The following is an 18851-nucleotide window of genomic DNA, read 5'->3' as shown; positions in this document are numbered from 1 at the left end:
GCAAATTTTATAGCTAGGTCAAATGGGTTACTCGAACATATCGTCGAATGATAGCACCTTAAATCAGCCACATTTTTAGCGATGTCCTGTTAAAACAAATTTCTCGCGGGCATGGGTAGGTAGATTATCCTGAATAATCTCACTATTTATCAACTATTATCGTGTGCTTTATACAAAAAAGAAAATCTTCTGCATAAATTCAGCGTAGCAATTCTACTAATGTCCAAGCATTGAGCTATACTTTAGCCAATTTTTTTTCTTTGACGGGTTTTGCAGTGCCAATTCAATTTGTCGCAACGTCTCGATTACCGACCGCTTTTGGTGAATTTAAGCTTAGCGTTTTTCAAGATCCCGAAACGGGAGAAGAGCATGTGGCATTGTCTAAAGGTTTAGATCTGCCACCTGAAGGACCAGTCTTGGTTCGCGTACATTCAGAATGTTTAACCGGTGATGCCTTTGCTTCGCTCAAATGTGATTGTGGTCCACAATTGCAAGCCACGCAGCGTTTAATTAATGATGCTGGTCAAGGTGTAATTTTGTATTTACGCCAAGAAGGACGTGGTATTGGTTTAACCAATAAAATTCGTGCTTACGCCTTGCAAGATCAAGGACATGACACTGTTGATGCAAATTTAATGCTGAATTTGCCTGCTGATGCACGTACCTATGAAATGTGTAGCATTATGCTCGATCATTTACAGGTCAAAGAAGTCAAACTTATTACCAATAATCCCTTAAAAATTGAAGCATTAACTTCACAGGGTATTGATGTAGTCGGTCGTGTACCCTTAACGGTAGGTTTAAATCCATTTAATGAACAATATTTAAAAACCAAACACGATCGTATGTCACACATGTATCAAAAAGACGATTTTTAAACCAAAGCAACTGTGTTGTAAAAAAGGGATTTTTAGCTTTAAAAATCCCTTACTTTTATTAAGGTTTTATGTTTTGATGGTTAAGTCCCCTATTTTTGATTGAGGCGTCACTTATGCAGCATCCAACTTCGGCTGATATTCAACGCGTTCGCGAATTTCTCCTAGATTTACAAGCACGAATTTGTGCAGCACTCGAACAACAAGAACAGCAAGGTGGCGGTCATGCAACATTTGCCATTGATGATTGGCAACGCCCTGAAGGCGGCGGTGGTCGCTCTCGGGTTTTACAAAATGGCAGCGTGATTGAAAAAGGCGGTGTGATGTTCTCCCACATCAACATCTCAAAATTGCCAGCTTCGGCAACTGAGCGTCATCCGCAAATTGCTGGTGCAAAAGCGCAAGCCATGGGTGTGTCTTTGGTGATTCATCCTAAAAACCCACATGTACCCACTTCACATGCCAATGTACGTTTATTTGTGGCAGAACCTGAAGGACAAGATCCAATTTGGTGGTTTGGCGGTGGTTTTGACTTAACGCCTTTTTATCCAAATGATGAAGACGTTTTATCGTGGCATCAAACTGCATATGACCTGTGTGCACCCTTTGGTGAGGAAATTTATCCAAAACACAAACAATGGTGTGATGATTACTTCTACTTAAAACATCGTGATGAGCAGCGTGGCGTGGGCGGTTTATTCTTTGATGACTTAAACCAATGGGACTTTGAAACCTGCTTTAACTATATGCAAGCGGTAGGGAACGGCTATTTAGAGGCGATTTTGCCCATCTTTCAACGTAACCAAGCCAAACCTTATAGCGAAGCACAACGTGATTTCCAGTTATATCGCCGTGGTCGTTATGTAGAATACAACTTAGTCTACGACCGTGGCACTTTGTTTGGCTTACAAACGGGTGGTCGAATCGAATCTATCTTAGTCAGCTTACCGCCTCTGACGGGTTGGTCATATCGTCCAGAATGGCAAGAGGGTTCGCCAGAAAAACGCCTGACCGACTATTACTTAAAACCACATGATTGGCTCAATGAACTTAAAAAATAATGACTAAAGGCTATTTTCGAATAGCCTTTTTTATACATATTTAATTACAACCTGCCACAGACTTAAAGCATAAAAACCTTTAAGCTAGAAATTCTTGATTTTTACAATAAGGGCAGCCTTATGCTTGCGTCCTTTTCCAACCACAAATCATTGTGGTTGGTGCTTCTCTTAGCCGTTTTGGGCATCTCTTTTGGTATTACCCTTGCTTATGAAAGCTTACTCTCAGATGGTATTTCTATCAGTATTAGTGCTTTAGCTGGCATTTCTTTATTTGTATTAGCCAGTATTTGGCTGTTTGATGTAGTGAACGATATTTGTAACCCTTAATGCTTTTGCCGTATAGTTGCAGCAAATTTGTGCACACGGAATTGCAATCATGACCAAACAATTCGCGGTTATTGGCAACCCTATCGAACAATCACGCTCACCTGATTTACATCATGCCTTTGCTAAAAAAGTCGGTATTCAACTCAGCTATGAAAAACGTCTTGCCCCGCTAGATGGATTTACTGAGAGTATGCATAGTTTCTTTAAGGCAGGTGGTTGTGGCATGAATGTGACCGTACCCTTTAAAGAGCAAGCCTTTGCTGCCTGTGATCAGCTAAGCGAACGTGCCAAGATTGCAAAGGCAGTCAATACCTTATGGATGCAAGATGGTGTATTGCATGGTGACAACACCGACGGCCAAGGTTTAGTGGCGGCAATTCAAGCCTTGAATTGGGACTTACAGGATAGTTCTATTTTAATTTTAGGTGCCGGTGGCGCCACACGTGGTGTAATTTATCCTTTAGTCCATGCTGGGGCAAAGAAAATTGTGGTTGCTAACCGTACGTTGGCACGTGCTGAACAATTAGTCCGAGATTTAAAAGATAGTGTGCCTGAAGCACAACTCAGCGCGATTAGCTTAGATCACTTAAGCGGTGAATTTGATTTTATGATAAATGCGACCTCTGCAAGCTTAAGCGGTGATGCACTGCGCTTACCTCAAGAACTTACTTTTAAACATGCTTATGAAATGGCCTATGGCAAAGCATCAAGCTTTTTAGATCAAGCGCGTGCGCGTGGTGTCCCCTCTACCGATGGCTTTGGCATGCTGGTGGGTCAGGCGATTGAATCTTTTTATATCTGGAACGGCGTACGTCCTAATTTAAAAGATTTTTTATAAGCTATTTGAAAAGAGCCTATTAAGGCTCTTTTTTGGCTTTTTGTTGCAGTTTTATTGATTATTTTGCCAAAATTTTAAACCTATTTTTTCTTAACACTCTCTTAGCACACATATCTTCACAATATTTTTCTACCTTTTTTTATGATTGAATTTAATATCTTAATAACAGATTAAAAATAATCAGTACAGTATTTAAGCATTATCAAGCTTCACGCAACTGAAATAATTCTAGCTTAGATTGGCTTTTCTGACACTTAAGCTAGGCAGGTTTATCAATGTAATTCACCTGCAAATATGAATAATCAAGTACTCAACAACAATGTTTACAATGAGGGATTACAACTATGCCAACATATAAAGCTCCCCTACGCGATATTCGTTTTTTAATGAATGAAGTGTTTGACTATCCTAAACACTACCAAACACTAAGCAATGGCACAGCGGCTGATCCTGAAACTGTAGATATGATTTTAGAAGGTGCAGCTGAGTTTTGTGAAAATATCCTCTCGCCCTTATATCAAAGTGGTGATGAAGAAGGCTGTCATTTTAACAATGGTGAAGTAACCACACCTAAAGGCTATAAAGAAGCTTATGATCAATTGGTACAGGGGGGCTGGCAAGGGCTGTCTTATCCTGAGCAATATGGCGGTCAAAACTTACCGCAGTCCTTAAATTTAATTAAGTCGGAAATGATGGGCACTGCCAATTGGTCCTTTCAAATGTATCCCGGTTTAAGCATCGGTTGTATGAATACCATTATGCAATACGGAACCGAGGCCCAAAAAGATACCTATATGCCAAAGTTGGTAACAGGTGAATGGTCAGGGACCATGTGTTTAACTGAGCCACAATGTGGTACTGATTTAGGCCAAGTTAAAACCAAAGCTGAACCATGTGAAGATGGCAGTTATCGTATTAGCGGTACTAAAATCTTTATTTCGGCAGGTGAACATGATCTTACTGAAAACATCGTGCACATTGTGTTGGCGCGTTTACCCGATGCACCACAAGGTACTAAAGGCATCTCCTTATTTATTGTGCCTAAATTTTTAGCCAATCCAGACAGCAGCATTGGCGAGCGTAATGCTGTGACCTGCGGTTCGATTGAACACAAAATGGGAATTCGTGCCTCTGCTACTGCTGTTTTAAACTTTGACAATGCCACAGGCTATTTAATTGGTGAACCTAACAAAGGCTTACATGCCATGTTTACCTTTATGAACACGGCGCGTATTGGCACCGCAATTCAAGGTATTGCGCATGCAGAGCTGTCTTTTCAAGGTGCGCTGCCCTATGCCAAAGAGCGCCTATCAATGCGCGCGCTGTCAGGTAAAAAAGAGCCCGATAAAGTCGCCGACCCGATTATTTATCATGCCGACGTGCGCCGTATGCTGCTGACACAAAAAGCGGTCGCTGAAGGCGGGCGAGCCATGATTTATTATGCCGCACAAATCTCTGACAAAATGCAAGATGCATTAGAGCGTGGCGATTCAGCAGCATTTAAAGAATATGATGATCAACTGGGTTTTTATACCCCCATTTTAAAAGGCTTTTTAACTGAGCTTGGTTATGAGTCTGCCAATTTAGGGATGCAAGTCTTTGGTGGACATGGCTACATCAAAGAATGGGGCATGGAGCAAATTGTGCGTGATGCACGCATTGCCACCTTATATGAAGGAACCACCGGCGTACAAGCTCTAGATTTAATTGGTCGTAAAGTGATTTTAAGTTCACGCGGTAAAGTGATTCGCGAATATACCGCCGAAATTTTAAAATTCTGTAGCAATCAAGCGCGTAACAAATATATGCGCCGTTTTGCTTGGGATCTCACCAAACTCTGTGCGCAGTGGAATACGCTAACACTGCGTATTTTATTGGTAGCACGTAAAGATCGTGATGTAGTGTCGTCGAGTTCAATGGATTTTCTCATGTTCTCAGGCTATGTGATGATGGCTTACTTCTGGGCACAACAAGCTGCAATTGCCTCAGAGAAGATTGGGCTTAATCAAGGTCCAGAAACGATTGAATTTTATAAAGCCAAAATTAAAGTGGCCGATTTTTATTTTGAGCGTCTTTTGCCACGTACCCAAGGCCATGCCGAAGCAATGGTCAATCCATCACGCACCATGACCGCACTCAACTCTGAGCATTTTAGTTTTGACTATTAAAGGTCACAGCGCAGCATAGTGCTCTCTGATCAATTTTTTAAACACAAAAAAGCCCAATATCATGTTGGGCTTTTTGATGAGAGACTGTCCAATCTACCACTCTTGTACTACCCATCTTTAGGTATAAGTAGAAACAGTGAGTGTTGTATATTTTTAGAACTTCCTATTCTCAATAAAGTAAGAATAAGCCCTCTAGATACAGACCTAGACGCCCACCACATGAATTCATATACATTCAAGCTTACAAAAATTCTTCCAAGACTGAGTTTAAAAAGATATGACCTTTTTCGCTACATGCTAAACGATGAGGTTCATTGAGCATTAATTGACGCTGACGTAGCGAATCTAATACAGGTTGTAGCGTGTTTAAGCTTAAGCCTGTCCGTTCTGGGTAAAGTGCAGCGTCGACGCCGTGATTTAAACGCAGTGCATTCATCATAAACTCAAACGGCATGTCAGCATCTTCAATACGTTTATATTGCAAATGTTCAGCAGGCACTTTAGCTAAGTAGTCCTTAGGTAAACGGGTTTTTTGGAAACGATATACGCCATCTTGTTGGGTAATTTTACCGTGTGCACCTGCACCAATCGCTAGGTAATCACCAAACTGCCAGTAATTGACATTATGCGCAGAGGGTAATTCTTTACGCCAAGCAGACACTTCATAGTTGACAAAACCATTGGCTTTTAAATAGGCCTCACCTGCTGCCTGAATGTCCTCTAAAACCTCATCTACGGGTAAAACTGGCTGAGTACGGAAAAATACCGTATTGGGTTCAATGGTCAATTGATACCACGAAATATGGGTGGCACCATTGTCAACCGCAAGCTTTAAATCCAATAAAGCTTGGTCTAGGGTTTGCTCAGGTAAGCCATGCATTAAATCCACATTTACCCGCTTAAAGCCTGCTTCTTTGGCGTGTCGAATTGCTAAAATCGCATCGTCATCACTATGAATACGACCCAATTTTTTGAGTTGTGCAACATTAAAGCTTTGTACGCCAAGTGATAAGCGGTTAATCCCTGCCTCTAAATAATCTTTAAAAGGATCATGTTCCACAGTGCCGGGATTGGCCTCAAGGGTAATTTCACAATCTTCTTCAAAAGCCACTAAACTCTTAAGCTGGGCAAACAGCCAAGTATAGCCTTGCGCTGAAATCAACGACGGTGTGCCGCCCCCAATAAAGACACTATGAATTTTACGCCCTTTGGCAAAATCCACTTGGGTTTTAAAGTCAGCTACTAAAGCATGTAAATATTCTTGCTCTAGCTCGAGCGACAGTTTGCCATCCGGTACGGCATGCGAATTAAAATCACAATATGGACATTTACGCACACACCACGGCATATGAATATACAAAGATAAGGGCACAGCAAGCGGATTTAATTTGGCCAAGGCACAAGCTCAAAACAACAAAGAGAATGCTGCGTATTTTAACATGACTCTAGCAAGACACCGACGAAAAGCCTGACCGTTTTTGGTTACAGTAAAAAAGCCAATAAAAAGAATGGATCATGTGTATGAATTTATCTACACCATTATTAATGCTGATGCCCTTAGTATTTGCGATTGGCGCTGCCATGACCTTACAGACAGCCATTAACACCCAAGTCAGTCAAATTCTAGCTTCGTCTTTACAGGCGGCATTTTTATCTTTTAGTGTGGGCAGCATCGTTTTGGCGGGCTTAGTGGTGTTAGAAAAGCAACAGCTACCTGAACTAAACAGTATATTCACCCTGCCATGGTACGCATGGTTTGCCGGTGTATTAGGGGTTTATGCAATTAGCGTTAGCATCTATACTGCCCCCAAATTAGGTTTTCTGACTTTTTCAGGTTTGGTCATTTTTGGGCAGTTACTCACCTCTATGTTATTTGATCATTTTGGTTGGTTAGGTGCCGAAAAAAATCCAATCCATTGGCAACGTTTATTGGGTGGCGTGGTCATATTTGTCGGTGTACTGCTCACCCTACAACGCTAGAGGATGAGTATTACTGTGTCACAATTGATGTCTACAGGCTTCGAACTCAAGAAGCTGATGCATTTAATGCTGCCCATCTTAATTACCCAGTTTTCACAGGCCGGTTTTGGTTTAATTGACACGATTATGGCCGGCCATTTATCCGCAGTAGATTTGGCGGCGATTGCGGTAGGGGTGGGTCTTTGGATTCCAATTATGTTGCTGTTTAGCGGCATTATGATTGCGACCACGCCACTGGTGGCAGAAGCCAACGGCGCCAAAACACCTGAGAAAATTGCCACCATTGTGCGGCAATCTTTATGGGTGGCATTAATTTTAGGCATTATCGCTGGCTTAGTTTTACAGCTCATGCCATTTTTACTGCCAGTGCTGGGTGTACCTGAAAATCTCTTGCCTAAAGCCAGCTTGTTCTTACATGCGATTGGCTTTGGGATGCCTGCGGTGACCATGTATGCGGCTTTACGTGGTTATTCTGAAGCCTTAGGTTTTCCACGCCCTGTCACCGCAATTAGCTTGATCGCTTTAGTGCTATTGGTACCTCTGAATTTTATTTTTATGCATGGCTTTGGCCCCATTCCAGCGCTGGGTAGTGCCGGCTGCGGTTTTGCCACGGCGATTTTACAATGGCTGATGTTCTTTGCTTTATTGGCTTATATTCAAAAAGCCAAGATTTATACCGCCACCTCGATTTTCAGTCATTTTGAAAAAATGGATGCCTATTGGATTAAACGCATTTTAAAACTTGGGCTCCCGATTGGTTTAGCCATTTTCTTTGAAGTGAGTATTTTTAGTACCGCAGCCATTATTTTAAGCCCTTTAGGTGAAACCATTGTCGCTGCGCATCAAATTGCCATTTCTGTGACTTCACAATTGTTTATGATTCCAATGTCTTTAGCTTTGGCACTGACCATTCGGGTTGGCACCTACTATGGTGAGAAAAACTTTGTTGCCATGCGGAAAGTACAAAAGCTGGGCTTGCTGACCGCTACCGCTTTAGCGCTCATGACGATGTTATTCATGTGGTTGTTGCGTCCTGAAATTGTGGCCATCTATACCCATGATTTTGCTGTGGCTGAAGTGGCGATGTATTTAATTTGGTTTGCGATTGCCTACCAAATTATGGACGCATGGCAAATTAGTGCAGCCGGTTGTTTACGTGGTATGCAAGACACCAAAGGCCCCATGTGGATCACCATGGTGGCCTACTGGATTGTGGCCTTCCCTGTTGGAATTTATTTATCACGTTTTACCAGTATGGGCGCGCCCGGGGTATGGATCGGTCTAATTGTCGGTTTAACCGTGGCATGTATCTTATTACTCATGCGTTTATATATGAATAATAAGCGTTTAAGTCTGAGTAGCTAAATCTAAAGCGAAGCTTAAAGCTTCGCTTTTTTTTGTGCGTGGATTGCATCTTGTAAGCCTTGTGGCATTAAAGTTTCATCAGCAACTTCCTTAATAATGGCTTGTCCCACAATCACATCTGTACCATTAAAGGTCATGGTGGGTGAACCATAGAGTTGATAACCTTCATTTAAAGCCTGCGTAACCCGCGCACAAAAATTGACATCATCTTTACCAGTTAAATAGCGATACACTTGCATGATGCTGACTCATTTTAAAATAAGATTGAGTCTACGCCCTTATACAATCCTTTAACAATTTAAAGTAGGCACAAGCGCATTTGTCGCCTATGATCAAGCTCAATAGTGCAGATTTTTTTCCGAGGATTTACGCATGGCAAAACCGGCAAGTACGCCTGGTCGTCGTTTTCTAAAACTTGCAGGCATGACCGCAAGTATCGCGACAAAAACTGTCTCCAATTCGATACGCAATTTGACTGCGGATGAAGAAAAAAAGAATGCCGCGCGCAGTAAAATGTTCCAAGACATTGGAGTTCAAGTTGCCGAAACCTTAGGGGATATGAAAGGTGCTGTCATGAAAGTGGGGCAAATTGCTTCACAATATAAAGATATTTTTCCACCCGAAGTTTCTAAAGCCATTGCGAAATTACAGCGTCAAGCACCGCCAATGCCCTTTAAGCAAATTAAAGCACAGGTGGAAAAAGAGCTCGGTCAACCTTTAGATCAATTGTTCCAGCATTTTGATGAAACTCCTTTTGCAGCAGCCTCGATTGGTCAAGTCCATAAAGCCATCTTAAAAAATGGTGAGCAAGTCGTGGTCAAAGTGCAGTATCCCGGAGTCGAAGAAGCCTGTGAAAGTGATTTGAAACAAGTACGTTTAGCGCTACGTTTAATGGGTGTCTTAAAAATTGAACGTAAACTGCAAGATCGCTTATTTCAAGAAATTCAAGACAGTTTGGATAATGAACTTAATTACGAAATTGAAGCACAAAACCTGCAAGTGGCACGCACTTTTCATCAGCAACTTGACCCTAAAGTCGTGATTCCAAAAGTCTACACTGACTATTCCTCACGCCATGTTTTAACTTTAAGTTTAGAACAAGGTGATAGTATTGAAACTGCCAGTACTTGGTCACAAGCAACGCGTAATGAACTCGGCCGTCGTTTGCTACGTGCCATTGGCCAAGAAATCTTTTATTTAAAACGTTTTCATTGTGATCCGCATCCAGGTAACTTTGCTTTTCGTGAAGACGGCAGCGTCCTGATTTACGATTATGGTGGGGTCAAAACTTTATCTACTGAAGTGGTAGAAAACTTTAAAGCCCTAGTGCATGCTGCACGTGCCCAAGATTTTGTGACCATGGAAGATTACTTAGTACGTTTAAACTCATTAGCAGAAACTGGGAAATTTCCAACCGAGCTCTATGAGTCTTGGGTTGAGATTTTCACCCGTCCTTTAACCACCCATTATGATTTTGCTGCTAACAGCTCACATCATGATGCGATGGAATTGGTGAAGCCTTCACTGAAGTACTGGGATTTATTTAAACCCTCACCCGATACTCTAATGGTGAATCGTACCATCTCAGGCCAATATTGGAATTTGATCAACCTCAAGGTCAATGACAACTTAAACGACGTATTTGATGAGTTGCTGCCGCCCCGAGCTTAGTATACACCCCAAAGTTTTCATCAACTTTGGGTTTACTTTTTACCCCTTTATGCTATGTTATAACATATCTATAAATTAGGAAAAACAATATGCGTCCTGATATTCATCCCCAATATCATGAAGTTTTGTTTCATGACACCAACGCTGATGTGTATTTTGTGATTGGTAGCACCTTGCAAAGCAGTGTAACTCGTGAATACCAAGGTCAGACTTATCCATATATTAGCCTTGATATTTCCAGTGCTTCTCACCCTTTTTATACTGGTGAACAACGTCAAACCAGTAATGAAGGACGTGTGGCGAGCTTTAATAAACGTTTTGCACGTTTTGGCCGCAAAAAAGCGGATTAATGGCTGGCATAGGTCTAATCTCCACATTGGACCTATTTTTAACGCTGCAACAGATACACCATAAGCGTTAACAACAATACCCCTAAAACCAAGCTGGATAAGGCGTAACTTAGGGCAATCATCCAGTGTCCATGTTTTAATAATTGAAAGGTTTCTAAACCAAAACTTGAAAAGGTGGTAAAACCACCCAATACCCCGACCATAAAAAATAAGCGTGCTTCTTGTTGTAAGTTTGGATACTTTTGGCTAAAAGCAAAGAAAATACCAGCTAAAGCACAGCCCACTAAATTGATCCACCACGTAGACCAAGGAAATAGGCTAGTTGGCTTGACCAACATTAAACCTAATGCATAGCGAAGCATCGCTCCAATTGCTCCACCAGTTGCCACCAATAACCACGTCATCATAGTGTTATACAAAAAACTAAAAACTACAGTTTAACCCTGTATTAAAAACAAAGCTTAAGCCTGCTATATTCGAAACACATTTTTTGAGGATAAAAGTCTAATGGCACAGGATTTACTGCAACGTTTAAGCCAAAATCAGGCCCAATTTAGCGATGTTTTGGCTTATATCGAACAACATTACACCCATACCCCAACTGCATTTAAAAATGGTAGCCAAAGCAATGCAGCAGATCAAAATCAAGGCAGTGCTAAAGTGTTTGCCTTTGCGCAGTTGCAACAATTAGACCAAGCACAAACTTTAAGCTTATTTGCTGAACATTATGCTGCGGTGCTAGCCCATCCTGAGGGTACAGATCATCAAAATATCCGCCAATTTATGCAACATGGCTGGGCAGGTATCCAATTTTCGGGTCAAGCATTAACAGAGAAATAAGCATAAAAAAATCCTCCCTAAAAGGAGGATTTTTAACTCAATAGCTTTATTCAACGGTTACTTGACATGACCATTGTGGTGCCGATTGGCTTTCCCAGCTACGTCCATGATGCAAGGCAATTTGGTCATCGCCTTGTGCTTTAGCGGTAAAGATAAAGGTTTTATCTTGTCCTGCACCAACCATAATGGGCTGCTTAGGCTTGGCCACTGCGGCAATATAAGCACTTTGTACTGAAAATTTTTCCGCACCTACCACATTCCAACTATAGCCCGTTGAAGGGTTGTCATAAACCTGAACAGTAATACTCTCACCTACTTTTAAGCGTAGATTGTCGCTACACGGTTTATCCACTGGATAATGATAGGTCCCTTGTGGTGGTTGGGTTGGCTTTGGCGTGCTCACACAGGCGGTGAGTAAAGTTGCCGCTAACAGCGTTAAAGTGATTTTTTTCATGTTTTCCCCGATTAATCATGCCTGAACTTTTTCGATCCACTGAATTGAATTTACACGAAAAACTTCACAGGCACCATCGCCAATATCAGTTGGAGTTAAAGAGGAACGCCACACTAAATCTTGGTCTTTAATTTCAACTAATTCGCCTTTTAAACGCACCAGATCACCACGCTTAACCTGTTTAATTTGCTGAGCAATTTCTGGGTTGGCTGGCACAATATGCATATTAGATACCATCTGCATGGCTTGCTCAACTGGAACCGGCACTTGTGGCATATTCCAATTTAAATAACGGTCATATTGATTGACTTTAATGGTCCGCGCGATTTCAGGTTCAGCAAACAATCCCCAACTCACCGCATAGTCAATTGGTGAAAATTTGGCTTGTGCATCGTCGGTATAAACTTTAGAACCTAAAATACGAAAATCACCTTTAAAGGGTTGTAACACTTCAATGGATTGGCTTTCTAAAGCAGGCGGCAGACCTTTAGCAATATTATATTCAGGGGCAGCATGCGTCATCGCAATGCCTAAAATGCTGACTACAGCCAAGGTCGTCGCAATTAACACTGTTTTCATCCTGCTTATCCTAAGTTTTATATGTACTTCTAGCTTAAATCTTTAAGCCTAAATCACAATTTAAAATCGGTAACAAAGCTATTGCATTTGCTGTGTTTTTGTAGCTTTTTCATCTGTTTTTAAGCTCACTTATCATCATCTAAACGGCATTTTTGTGGCTGATTTTAATTATTCCTTGAAGCCAAATTTAGCGCTATTAAGATGTTTTTTAACATGCTGATCAGCAATGATTTTAACCCTATCGCCTTATCAATCTATGAGAATTATCACATAAAGATTAGAGTTTAAAAGGTTGATTTAAGCGGTTGTTTTACGCCATATAAGCGCTGTTAATACTTTTGTCCTATGTCATATGCTGGACATAAAACGATGCTATGCTAGAGCTGAGCAGAATAAAACCAGCAGGATCATGAAAACTATTTTAATTGCAAATCAAAAAGGAGGCTGTGGTAAGACCATAACAGCCATTAGTTTGGCAACAGCCCTAGCACAAAAAGGCTATAAAGTGGCACTCGCTGATGCTGACCCACAAAAATCAGCTTTGCATTGGCTTAAAAAACGTCCTCAGGATGCAGCACAAATTCAAAGCCTCGACTGGCGTGCGGATAAATCCTTTGGCCAAGTTCCCAAAGGCATTGAGTATTTAATTATTGATGCACCAGGCGCTTTATCCGGCACAAATGCTGAACAATTGATTGCCGAAGCAGATGCCATGATTACCCCGCTGCAACCCTCATTTTTTGATATTGATAGTACGCGACGCTTTTTAAAGCATATTCAAGATATTAAACGCATTCGTAAAGGCAAAGTGCAGATTCATTTACTGGCCAATCGGGTTAAAGCCAACAGTGCCACCAATAAAGATATGCAGGCCTTTTTTGATAAAGTCGGGCAAACCCCTTTGGCATGGATCTCTGAGCGGGTTGCTTATGCACAATTGGCCCAGCAAGGTTTGAATATATTTGATAAATCTCAAAAGACTTATTTAACCATGCAAGATCAATGGCAGCCCGTGCTGAATGCGATTATTGATGATCCAAGCAATTGGTTTTAAATTAAAACCAATTAGACACATGCTTTAACTTGCTGCGCACGATTTTTGCGTTAAGATGGTCAACGACCCATTAATCAATCAGTGACATCAGTGCATCAGTACGCGCCAACAATACAAAAAGTCTTGCTCTTTGGACTGTTTTTCTTCTTGTTGTTTTTGAGCTTTAGTGTGCTCAAATACTTTATTGTTCCGGTGTTATGGGCAGCAATTATCGCGTATATGACTTGGCCCTTATACTGCCGTATTAAGGCTGCCTGTGGTCAACGTGCCACCTTAAGCGCCACTTTAATGATTCTGCTGGTGGTGTTAATCGTCGGTGTGCCAGTCATTTTTGCGATCTTTATGATCCAGCATGAAGGTCGTAGCTTGTATTACGAGTTACAAAAACAAGTCTTCTCTGGGCATTTATCTGTGCCTGAGGTGATTGCCAATTTACCCTTTATTGGTAAAGAAATTACTCGCACTTTACAAGAAATCAATCAAGATCCCAACAGCATTATTCAATCCGCATCACTTTGGATACAGGGTCATCTGAATTACGGCAAGATTGTATTAAATGAAGTCACGCGCAACATGGTCAAACTCTGCTTTGCCGTACTGACTCTGTTTTTCTTTTACCGCGATGGTCAAACTATTTTAACCCAAGTCAGTCGTGCGTTAGAGATGGTCATTGGACCACGCGTTCACCATTATCTAGACACCATTTCTGAAACAACACGCGCAGTGGTCTATGGTGTTGGCTTAACTGCGGTTGCACAGGCATTATTGGCAGGTCTCAGCTATTTTGTTGCTGGTGTACCAAATCCAATGCTCCTCACCCTAGTGACCTTTATCTTTGCCCTAATTCCATTTGGTCCGCCTGTGGCCTATGGTGCTATATCTCTATGGTTATTTTCACAAGGTCATACCATTGAGGCGATTGGCGTGATGGCATGGGGTGTTTGTGTAGTGAGTACCGCCGACAATGTGATTCGTCCACTGGTGATTTCAGGCGCCACCCAAATTCCATTTATCTTAATTATGTTTGGGGTTTTGGGGGGATTGGCCAGCTTTGGCATGGTGGGCTTATTTATTGGTCCTGTAATTTTAGCGGTGTTATTGGCGATTTGGCGCGAATGGCTGCATGAAAGCAAAGAAGTTGATGCAGGCTTAATGCCTAAAGCCACCCTTGCTCATGATTTGGATGATGCACAAATCAAGTAAAACTTATACAGATTGTCACCGCTTTAGATTGAGTTAAGCACTTGAGTTTGTTTAAATGATTCTTGTTTATAATTACAACCATAGGAAATACAATGTCGTCATTTTATAAACTTGCAGTTCTTACAGCTCTGAGCGCAGCCGTTACTGTAGGCTGTGCCACCACCAATGATCAGGGGCAAATTGTCCCTACAGCACAAAAAACTGTTGAGGTAAATGCCGTATCTGCACAAGGCGTGGGTCAAAAACTCGGTACTATCACGTTCCAAGACAGCGTTGCAGGTTTAATCATTAGCACCAATTTAAGTGGCTTACCTGCGGGTGAACGTGGCTTTCACATTCATGAAAATGGCTCATGTGCGCCTGCTGAAAAAGATGGCAAAATGGGCGCAGCATTGGCAGCGGGTAGCCATTTAAATAGCAATGGCGCTGCCAACCATGGCACACCTTTATCAGGTCACTTAGGCGATTTACCAGCATTAAAAGTGGCAGAAGATGGCACAGCCAACGTACGTCTAATTGCACCTCGATTAAAACTAGCAGACATCAGTGGTCGTGCAGTGATGATTCATGCCGGTGGTGATAACTATTCAGATGTACCAAAACCTTTAGGCGGTGGCGGTGATCGTATTGCTTGTGGTGTCATCCACTAAGTTTACAAGCAGCTTCGGCTGCTTTTTTATTGTGTTCTTAAAAGCCAACGCTACAACAGAGTTGAGCTAGACTGCCAAAGACATCACAACCCATTTACAATTTAATTAAAACTTGAGTTAAAGCAAGATTAAAAATCTCATATAGTATTGTTTTTGCTATTTTTTAAGATGAATATTCAAGCCTTACGTCTGGTTGGTTTTATTGAAGGTTTATCCTTTTTATTGCTGCTGTTTATTGCTATGCCGCTTAAATATCTGTGGGGAAATCCTATTTTAGTTAAATATGTGGGCATGGGGCACGGTATTTTAGTCATCGCTTTTTTAGCGGTTTTATTGGTTGTCTGTGAACGTGAAAAATGGTCACTGAATATGTTTGTAGCAGGTTTAGTGGCAGCTATTCTACCTTTTGGTACGTTTGTGTATGACCGTAAATTAAAACAACTTCAAGTTTAAAAAAATCCCGCAATATGCGGGATTTTAGTTTTAATCTGCTTTATTTTTGCTTTGCATCATCTGCATAATTTTTTCTTCTAAGGCTTGATAAGACAAGACATGCATTGGCATGCGTAAAGTTGCTGTTTCTGCTTGCCAATTGAGTACGCGACCAAAGGCATCTTTACGTTTGACTTTTTCACCCACACCTAAAGACAGCGAAAATAAGTTCATAAAACTCCGCGCACCTACACCCACAAAAGGTTCAAAAATCAGTTTGTTATGAATTTCACTTTCTTGTTGTTCCCAGCGCTGAGTAATTGATTCATGATGTAAATGCAGTGCTAAACTTTTCGGATAAGGCTCGACAAATACTACTTTTTCAATCCCTGCTGCCAAAATATGTTTAGCGCAGTTATGACATGGAAAAGTGGTGACAAATAAAGTCGCACCTACAGTCGAAATATTACTACGGCTACAACTGAGTAGCGCATCCATTTCGGCATGTACCACGCGACCATATTCCAAAATATTTTTAATTTTGCTTTGTTTTAAAATCGCTTCAATTTCGGTTTTGACTAAAGCACGGCGCTCATCTGGCATTTCGCGTTCAATCACGTTTTCGATTTTGCCTAACAAATCTTGAATAATGCCCTGCTTTTCTTGGGTATTGACGTCATAGCCACGCATATAGTCACGGCCATTGGGCACATCTTCGACCGCTCCCGTTTCTTCATTAAAGTACGGCCAATAGGTACCCCCTCTAAACTTAGGTACATCATTGGAGCCAATGGCTAAAATGGTTTCATCTTTGGCCACTACTGCCCCCACTTGACGCGATAAATCTGCCGAACGCAAGCTAGCACTAAACGACATATACGCTGCAAATTCATTGAAAGTAGGCGTGATATACGGGTTTTTAAAAATCAGTTTTAAAAAGCGTAAGCAAGACTCACGTAATTGATTTTGATTATGTTCAAACTTTAAAAAGTAGTCGGCTAGATGGAATGCTTCACTGGTATGTTGCCCATACGAATTGGCCTCACCTTCATCACGTTCAATTAAGATTTTGGCTTTGTTTTCACTCATGCCGTATTTGGTGACTAAAGCATGGGTACGTGCGCTTTTGGCTTCATATAATGACAACTGAAAAAAGCCATTGCCATAAATTTGGCGTAAGGCTTGAATCTCTGACTCGTGTTTTAACGAATCCACAATATAAGCCACACGGCGCTGCTGAATATCTTGCTCAGGATTTTGCTGTTGCCATATTTGGCGGCGCTGATAGATTTTTTTAACAATTTGCAGCGCTAAAAAGTCGGTTTGGTAATCACGGCGCAGTTCATTGCCTTTATCCATATAGTGATGAATACGGTCAAAGGCGCTGCCATTTTGGGTATACGGATAGAATTCGGCGAGGATGTCTTTAGACACGCGAATAATTTCGACTTGGTAGTTAAATTGCTGTTCGAGTAGGTTTTGCACAATGTCACTGAGTTGCCCAAGGCGACTACCCACCGCGCCCACAAGACCAATGACAAGCTCATGGTTGGTTATTTTGATATCTTCGAGCATAGTGCACCAGTAAAGAAAACAGCAGATTCTCTATTCTCTATACTGATGTGTTTTTTTTCAAGTTTTTAGCTGTTTTTAAGCAATTTGCTGTTGTTGAACTTCAAAATTAATTTGAGGATTAGGCTTAAACTGTAGCCATTTTTTCTTCATCCATTTTTCAACTTTATCTTTATCTAAAATGGCAAGGAGATTATTGAGCAAAGAGAACTTTGCCGAATCATCATAATAGTAAACAATCACTCTTATATTTCGATCAAAATCATCATTTAAACGTAAGCGTCCGCTGAACACACCTTATGAATTCATCCTATAAGCCTTAATTTAGTCCCCACTTAAAAACAAGTGGGGACTAAAATTTATGACTACAAATCACCAGACATCCATCGCATCTCTTGCGAAAAAACGAAGAACATACAGTGCTGAATTTAAACAGCAGATCGTTCAGGCTTGTAAAGCACCGGACGTTTCAATTGCTTCGGTCGCTTTGCAACATGGATTGAATACAAATCTTGTATCCAAATGGATTCGCTTAATTGATGCTAAGCCAGGGAGTGATCGCTCACCACTACCGAATAAACCTGCATTTATTGCCTTATCTTGCTCTGCACCATTAGATCCTACTCCTACTGACATGTTAAAGGTTCAAATTACTTTACCCCACTCAAAAGCAGAAATTGGCTTGAAATGGCAAGTATCAGAAATATCTGCTTTAGCAGAATTACTCAAGGCACTGGCAACATGATCCGCATTGATGAAATCTGGCTTTCTACCCAACCTCTGGATATGCGAGCAGGGATGGATACTGTCATGGCTCAGGTGGTGAGAGCCTTTGGCTACATTAAACCGCATTGTGCTTACCTGTTCTGTAATAAACGTGGCCATCGTATGAAAGTGCTGGTACATGATGGACTGGGCATCTGGCTGTGTGCCAGGCGGCTGGAACAGGGAAAATTCCACTGGGCTCAAGTTCACCAAGGTGAAACCGTGGCCCTCAACCCGGAACAGTTACAGGCATTAATCCAGGGTTTGCCCTGGCAGCGCATTGGACGACAGCAAGTGGTCACAATGCTCTAAACCAAGCTCGGTTATTCTGCTATTCTCCAAACGTTCTATTTCCTCTGCGTCATGACCTCAGGCATACTGCGATCATGAATACGCTGCCTGACTTAAGCCAACTGACCCATGAACAACTGCTGGAATTTACCCAGCAGTTGGCAATGCAGCATCAGTCTCTGGCACAATCAAATCAAGAATTAGAAAAATCAAACCAGCAATTGGATGCCAAAGTTCAGCATCTTTCTATTCTCAATCAAAAATACGAGCATGAACTGGCGCTGTTTAAAAAGCATAAATTCGGCAGTAAAAACGAACATCTCACCGCAAAACAAATCCATCTATGGGACGAAGCGGTCGAAGAAGATATCGCAGC

At 41.5% G+C, this 18851-nt stretch carries 24 protein-coding genes; 17 read left to right on the top strand and 7 right to left on the bottom strand.

Annotated elements, in window-relative coordinates; all coding sequences use genetic code 11:
• The first annotated feature begins 275 nt into the window (after positions 1 to 275).
• The 5 genes from ribA (at position 276) to AC5YCI_RS02780 (ending at position 5269) form a co-directional block, all read left to right on the top strand.
• Entirely contained in the window at positions 276 to 878 is a 603-nt protein-coding gene (gene ribA, locus AC5YCI_RS02800) for a GTP cyclohydrolase II (RefSeq protein ID WP_496128992.1), read from the top strand.
• Positions 879 to 991: 113 nt separating this feature from the next.
• On the top strand, positions 992 to 1936 hold the full coding sequence (hemF, locus tag AC5YCI_RS02795; RefSeq protein ID WP_496128802.1) for an oxygen-dependent coproporphyrinogen oxidase: 945 nt from the start codon (positions 992 to 994) through the stop codon (positions 1934 to 1936).
• A 120-nt stretch (positions 1937 to 2056) separates the two neighbouring features.
• Positions 2057 to 2263, top strand: coding sequence for a hypothetical protein (locus AC5YCI_RS02790; protein ID WP_496128801.1), 207 nt, complete (start codon positions 2057 to 2059; stop codon positions 2261 to 2263).
• A gap of 49 nt (positions 2264 to 2312) precedes the next feature.
• The gene (gene aroE, locus AC5YCI_RS02785; protein ID WP_496128800.1) at positions 2313 to 3101 is read left to right on the top strand and encodes a shikimate dehydrogenase; all 789 of its coding nucleotides are present in this window, start codon (positions 2313 to 2315) and stop codon (positions 3099 to 3101) included.
• Between the two features lie 344 nt (positions 3102 to 3445).
• Complete coding sequence (locus tag AC5YCI_RS02780) at positions 3446 to 5269, top strand: acyl-CoA dehydrogenase C-terminal domain-containing protein (protein ID WP_496128799.1); 1824 nt, start codon at positions 3446 to 3448, stop codon at positions 5267 to 5269.
• Between the two features lie 241 nt (positions 5270 to 5510).
• Here the strand turns inward: AC5YCI_RS02780 and hemW are convergent, their stop codons facing one another.
• Positions 5511 to 6665, bottom strand: a complete 1155-nt coding sequence (hemW, locus tag AC5YCI_RS02775) for a radical SAM family heme chaperone HemW (protein ID WP_496128798.1) — start codon at positions 6663 to 6665, stop codon at positions 5511 to 5513.
• Positions 6666 to 6790: 125 nt separating this feature from the next.
• On the opposite strand from hemW, the gene AC5YCI_RS02770 reads away from it, so the two are divergent.
• Both AC5YCI_RS02770 and AC5YCI_RS02765 read left to right on the top strand, forming a co-directional pair.
• A complete protein-coding gene (locus AC5YCI_RS02770; RefSeq protein ID WP_496128797.1) occupies positions 6791 to 7249 on the top strand; it encodes a DMT family transporter in 459 nt (152 codons plus the stop codon).
• 27 nt (positions 7250 to 7276) lie between these two features.
• Positions 7277 to 8614, top strand: a complete 1338-nt coding sequence (locus AC5YCI_RS02765; RefSeq protein WP_496175259.1) for an MATE family efflux transporter — start codon at positions 7277 to 7279, stop codon at positions 8612 to 8614.
• 14 nt (positions 8615 to 8628) lie between these two features.
• Here AC5YCI_RS02765 and AC5YCI_RS02760 read toward each other — a convergent pair whose 3' ends face one another.
• Entirely contained in the window at positions 8629 to 8853 is a 225-nt protein-coding gene (locus AC5YCI_RS02760; RefSeq protein ID WP_496128795.1) for a DUF1737 domain-containing protein, read from the bottom strand.
• A 133-nt stretch (positions 8854 to 8986) separates the two neighbouring features.
• Between AC5YCI_RS02760 and AC5YCI_RS02755 the strand changes: the two genes are divergently transcribed.
• A complete protein-coding gene (locus tag AC5YCI_RS02755) occupies positions 8987 to 10285 on the top strand; it encodes an ABC1 kinase family protein (RefSeq protein ID WP_496128794.1) in 1299 nt (432 codons plus the stop codon).
• A gap of 89 nt (positions 10286 to 10374) precedes the next feature.
• The gene (locus AC5YCI_RS02750; RefSeq protein WP_496128793.1) at positions 10375 to 10635 is read left to right on the top strand and encodes a type B 50S ribosomal protein L31; all 261 of its coding nucleotides are present in this window, start codon (positions 10375 to 10377) and stop codon (positions 10633 to 10635) included.
• 38 nt (positions 10636 to 10673) lie between these two features.
• Here AC5YCI_RS02750 and crcB read toward each other — a convergent pair whose 3' ends face one another.
• A complete protein-coding gene (gene crcB / locus AC5YCI_RS02745) occupies positions 10674 to 11039 on the bottom strand; it encodes a fluoride efflux transporter CrcB (protein WP_496128991.1) in 366 nt (121 codons plus the stop codon).
• Positions 11040 to 11142: 103 nt separating this feature from the next.
• Here crcB and AC5YCI_RS02740 point away from each other — a divergent pair, with 103 nt between their 5' ends.
• A complete protein-coding gene (locus AC5YCI_RS02740) occupies positions 11143 to 11475 on the top strand; it encodes a HopJ type III effector protein (protein WP_496175168.1) in 333 nt (110 codons plus the stop codon).
• Between the two features lie 46 nt (positions 11476 to 11521).
• On the opposite strand, the gene AC5YCI_RS02735 is transcribed toward AC5YCI_RS02740, so the two are convergent.
• Positions 11522 to 11929: a protease inhibitor I42 family protein gene (locus AC5YCI_RS02735; RefSeq protein WP_496175167.1), complete on the bottom strand. Its 408-nt coding sequence runs from the start codon at positions 11927 to 11929 to the stop codon at positions 11522 to 11524.
• Between the two features lie 15 nt (positions 11930 to 11944).
• Positions 11945 to 12451: a hypothetical protein gene (locus AC5YCI_RS02730; RefSeq protein ID WP_496128990.1), complete on the bottom strand. Its 507-nt coding sequence runs from the start codon at positions 12449 to 12451 to the stop codon at positions 11945 to 11947.
• A 466-nt stretch (positions 12452 to 12917) separates the two neighbouring features.
• On the opposite strand from AC5YCI_RS02730, the gene AC5YCI_RS02725 reads away from it, so the two are divergent.
• The 4 genes from AC5YCI_RS02725 to AC5YCI_RS02710 all read left to right on the top strand — a co-directional run bounded on the left by AC5YCI_RS02725 (position 12918) and on the right by AC5YCI_RS02710 (position 15868).
• Positions 12918 to 13562 (top strand): ParA family protein, encoded by a 645-nt coding sequence (locus AC5YCI_RS02725; protein WP_496128790.1) that lies wholly within the window; start codon positions 12918 to 12920, stop codon positions 13560 to 13562.
• Positions 13563 to 13652: 90 nt separating this feature from the next.
• The gene (locus AC5YCI_RS02720) at positions 13653 to 14765 is read left to right on the top strand and encodes an AI-2E family transporter (RefSeq protein WP_496175166.1); all 1113 of its coding nucleotides are present in this window, start codon (positions 13653 to 13655) and stop codon (positions 14763 to 14765) included.
• 92 nt (positions 14766 to 14857) lie between these two features.
• Positions 14858 to 15415, top strand: coding sequence for a superoxide dismutase [Cu-Zn] SodC (gene sodC, locus AC5YCI_RS02715; protein ID WP_496175165.1), 558 nt, complete (start codon positions 14858 to 14860; stop codon positions 15413 to 15415).
• A 168-nt stretch (positions 15416 to 15583) separates the two neighbouring features.
• Positions 15584 to 15868, top strand: a complete 285-nt coding sequence (locus tag AC5YCI_RS02710; RefSeq protein WP_496128787.1) for a DUF3817 domain-containing protein — start codon at positions 15584 to 15586, stop codon at positions 15866 to 15868.
• Between the two features lie 30 nt (positions 15869 to 15898).
• Here the strand turns inward: AC5YCI_RS02710 and AC5YCI_RS02705 are convergent, their stop codons facing one another.
• Both AC5YCI_RS02705 and AC5YCI_RS02700 read right to left on the bottom strand, forming a co-directional pair.
• Complete coding sequence (locus tag AC5YCI_RS02705; protein ID WP_496175164.1) at positions 15899 to 17422, bottom strand: anti-phage dCTP deaminase; 1524 nt, start codon at positions 17420 to 17422, stop codon at positions 15899 to 15901.
• 75 nt (positions 17423 to 17497) lie between these two features.
• Positions 17498 to 17713: a hypothetical protein gene (locus tag AC5YCI_RS02700; protein ID WP_496175163.1), complete on the bottom strand. Its 216-nt coding sequence runs from the start codon at positions 17711 to 17713 to the stop codon at positions 17498 to 17500.
• 67 nt (positions 17714 to 17780) lie between these two features.
• Here AC5YCI_RS02700 and tnpA point away from each other — a divergent pair, with 67 nt between their 5' ends.
• The 3 genes from tnpA to AC5YCI_RS02685 all read left to right on the top strand — a co-directional run.
• Positions 17781 to 18164: an IS66-like element accessory protein TnpA gene (gene tnpA, locus AC5YCI_RS02695; RefSeq protein WP_218999213.1), complete on the top strand. Its 384-nt coding sequence runs from the start codon at positions 17781 to 17783 to the stop codon at positions 18162 to 18164.
• Positions 18107 to 18496, top strand: a complete 390-nt coding sequence (gene tnpB, locus AC5YCI_RS02690; protein WP_496175162.1) for an IS66 family insertion sequence element accessory protein TnpB — start codon at positions 18107 to 18109, stop codon at positions 18494 to 18496. The genes tnpA and tnpB overlap by 58 nt, the downstream gene beginning before the upstream one ends.
• A gap of 74 nt (positions 18497 to 18570) precedes the next feature.
• Positions 18571 to 18851: IS66 family transposase (locus tag AC5YCI_RS02685; protein WP_496175161.1), on the top strand; the 281-nt coding region annotated here is incomplete at its 3' end.

The organism is Acinetobacter sp. CY17 (assembly GCF_059515825.1).
This window is presented reverse-complemented; position numbering and strand designations above follow the sequence as displayed.

Coding starts and splice junctions, on each gene's coding strand:
- AC5YCI_RS02710 (WP_496128787.1), top strand. CDS start 15,584: ATGAATATTCAAGCCTTACGTCTGGTTGGTTTTATTGAAGGTTTATCC.
- AC5YCI_RS02730 (WP_496128990.1), bottom strand. CDS start 12,451: ATGACGCATGCTGCCCCTGAATATAATATTGCTAAAGGTCTGCCGCCT.
- AC5YCI_RS02750 (WP_496128793.1), top strand. CDS start 10,375: ATGCGTCCTGATATTCATCCCCAATATCATGAAGTTTTGTTTCATGAC.
- aroE (WP_496128800.1), top strand. CDS start 2,313: ATGACCAAACAATTCGCGGTTATTGGCAACCCTATCGAACAATCACGC.
- AC5YCI_RS02760 (WP_496128795.1), bottom strand. CDS start 8,853: ATGCAAGTGTATCGCTATTTAACTGGTAAAGATGATGTCAATTTTTGT.
- crcB (WP_496128991.1), bottom strand. CDS start 11,039: ATGACGTGGTTATTGGTGGCAACTGGTGGAGCAATTGGAGCGATGCTT.
- tnpB (WP_496175162.1), top strand. CDS start 18,107: ATGGCAAGTATCAGAAATATCTGCTTTAGCAGAATTACTCAAGGCACT.
- hemF (WP_496128802.1), top strand. CDS start 992: ATGCAGCATCCAACTTCGGCTGATATTCAACGCGTTCGCGAATTTCTC.
- AC5YCI_RS02780 (WP_496128799.1), top strand. CDS start 3,446: ATGCCAACATATAAAGCTCCCCTACGCGATATTCGTTTTTTAATGAAT.
- AC5YCI_RS02705 (WP_496175164.1), bottom strand. CDS start 17,422: ATGCTCGAAGATATCAAAATAACCAACCATGAGCTTGTCATTGGTCTT.
- AC5YCI_RS02755 (WP_496128794.1), top strand. CDS start 8,987: ATGGCAAAACCGGCAAGTACGCCTGGTCGTCGTTTTCTAAAACTTGCA.
- AC5YCI_RS02770 (WP_496128797.1), top strand. CDS start 6,791: ATGAATTTATCTACACCATTATTAATGCTGATGCCCTTAGTATTTGCG.
- AC5YCI_RS02790 (WP_496128801.1), top strand. CDS start 2,057: ATGCTTGCGTCCTTTTCCAACCACAAATCATTGTGGTTGGTGCTTCTC.
- AC5YCI_RS02740 (WP_496175168.1), top strand. CDS start 11,143: ATGGCACAGGATTTACTGCAACGTTTAAGCCAAAATCAGGCCCAATTT.
- AC5YCI_RS02735 (WP_496175167.1), bottom strand. CDS start 11,929: ATGAAAAAAATCACTTTAACGCTGTTAGCGGCAACTTTACTCACCGCC.
- tnpA (WP_218999213.1), top strand. CDS start 17,781: ATGACTACAAATCACCAGACATCCATCGCATCTCTTGCGAAAAAACGA.
- AC5YCI_RS02765 (WP_496175259.1), top strand. CDS start 7,277: ATGTCTACAGGCTTCGAACTCAAGAAGCTGATGCATTTAATGCTGCCC.
- sodC (WP_496175165.1), top strand. CDS start 14,858: ATGTCGTCATTTTATAAACTTGCAGTTCTTACAGCTCTGAGCGCAGCC.
- AC5YCI_RS02725 (WP_496128790.1), top strand. CDS start 12,918: ATGAAAACTATTTTAATTGCAAATCAAAAAGGAGGCTGTGGTAAGACC.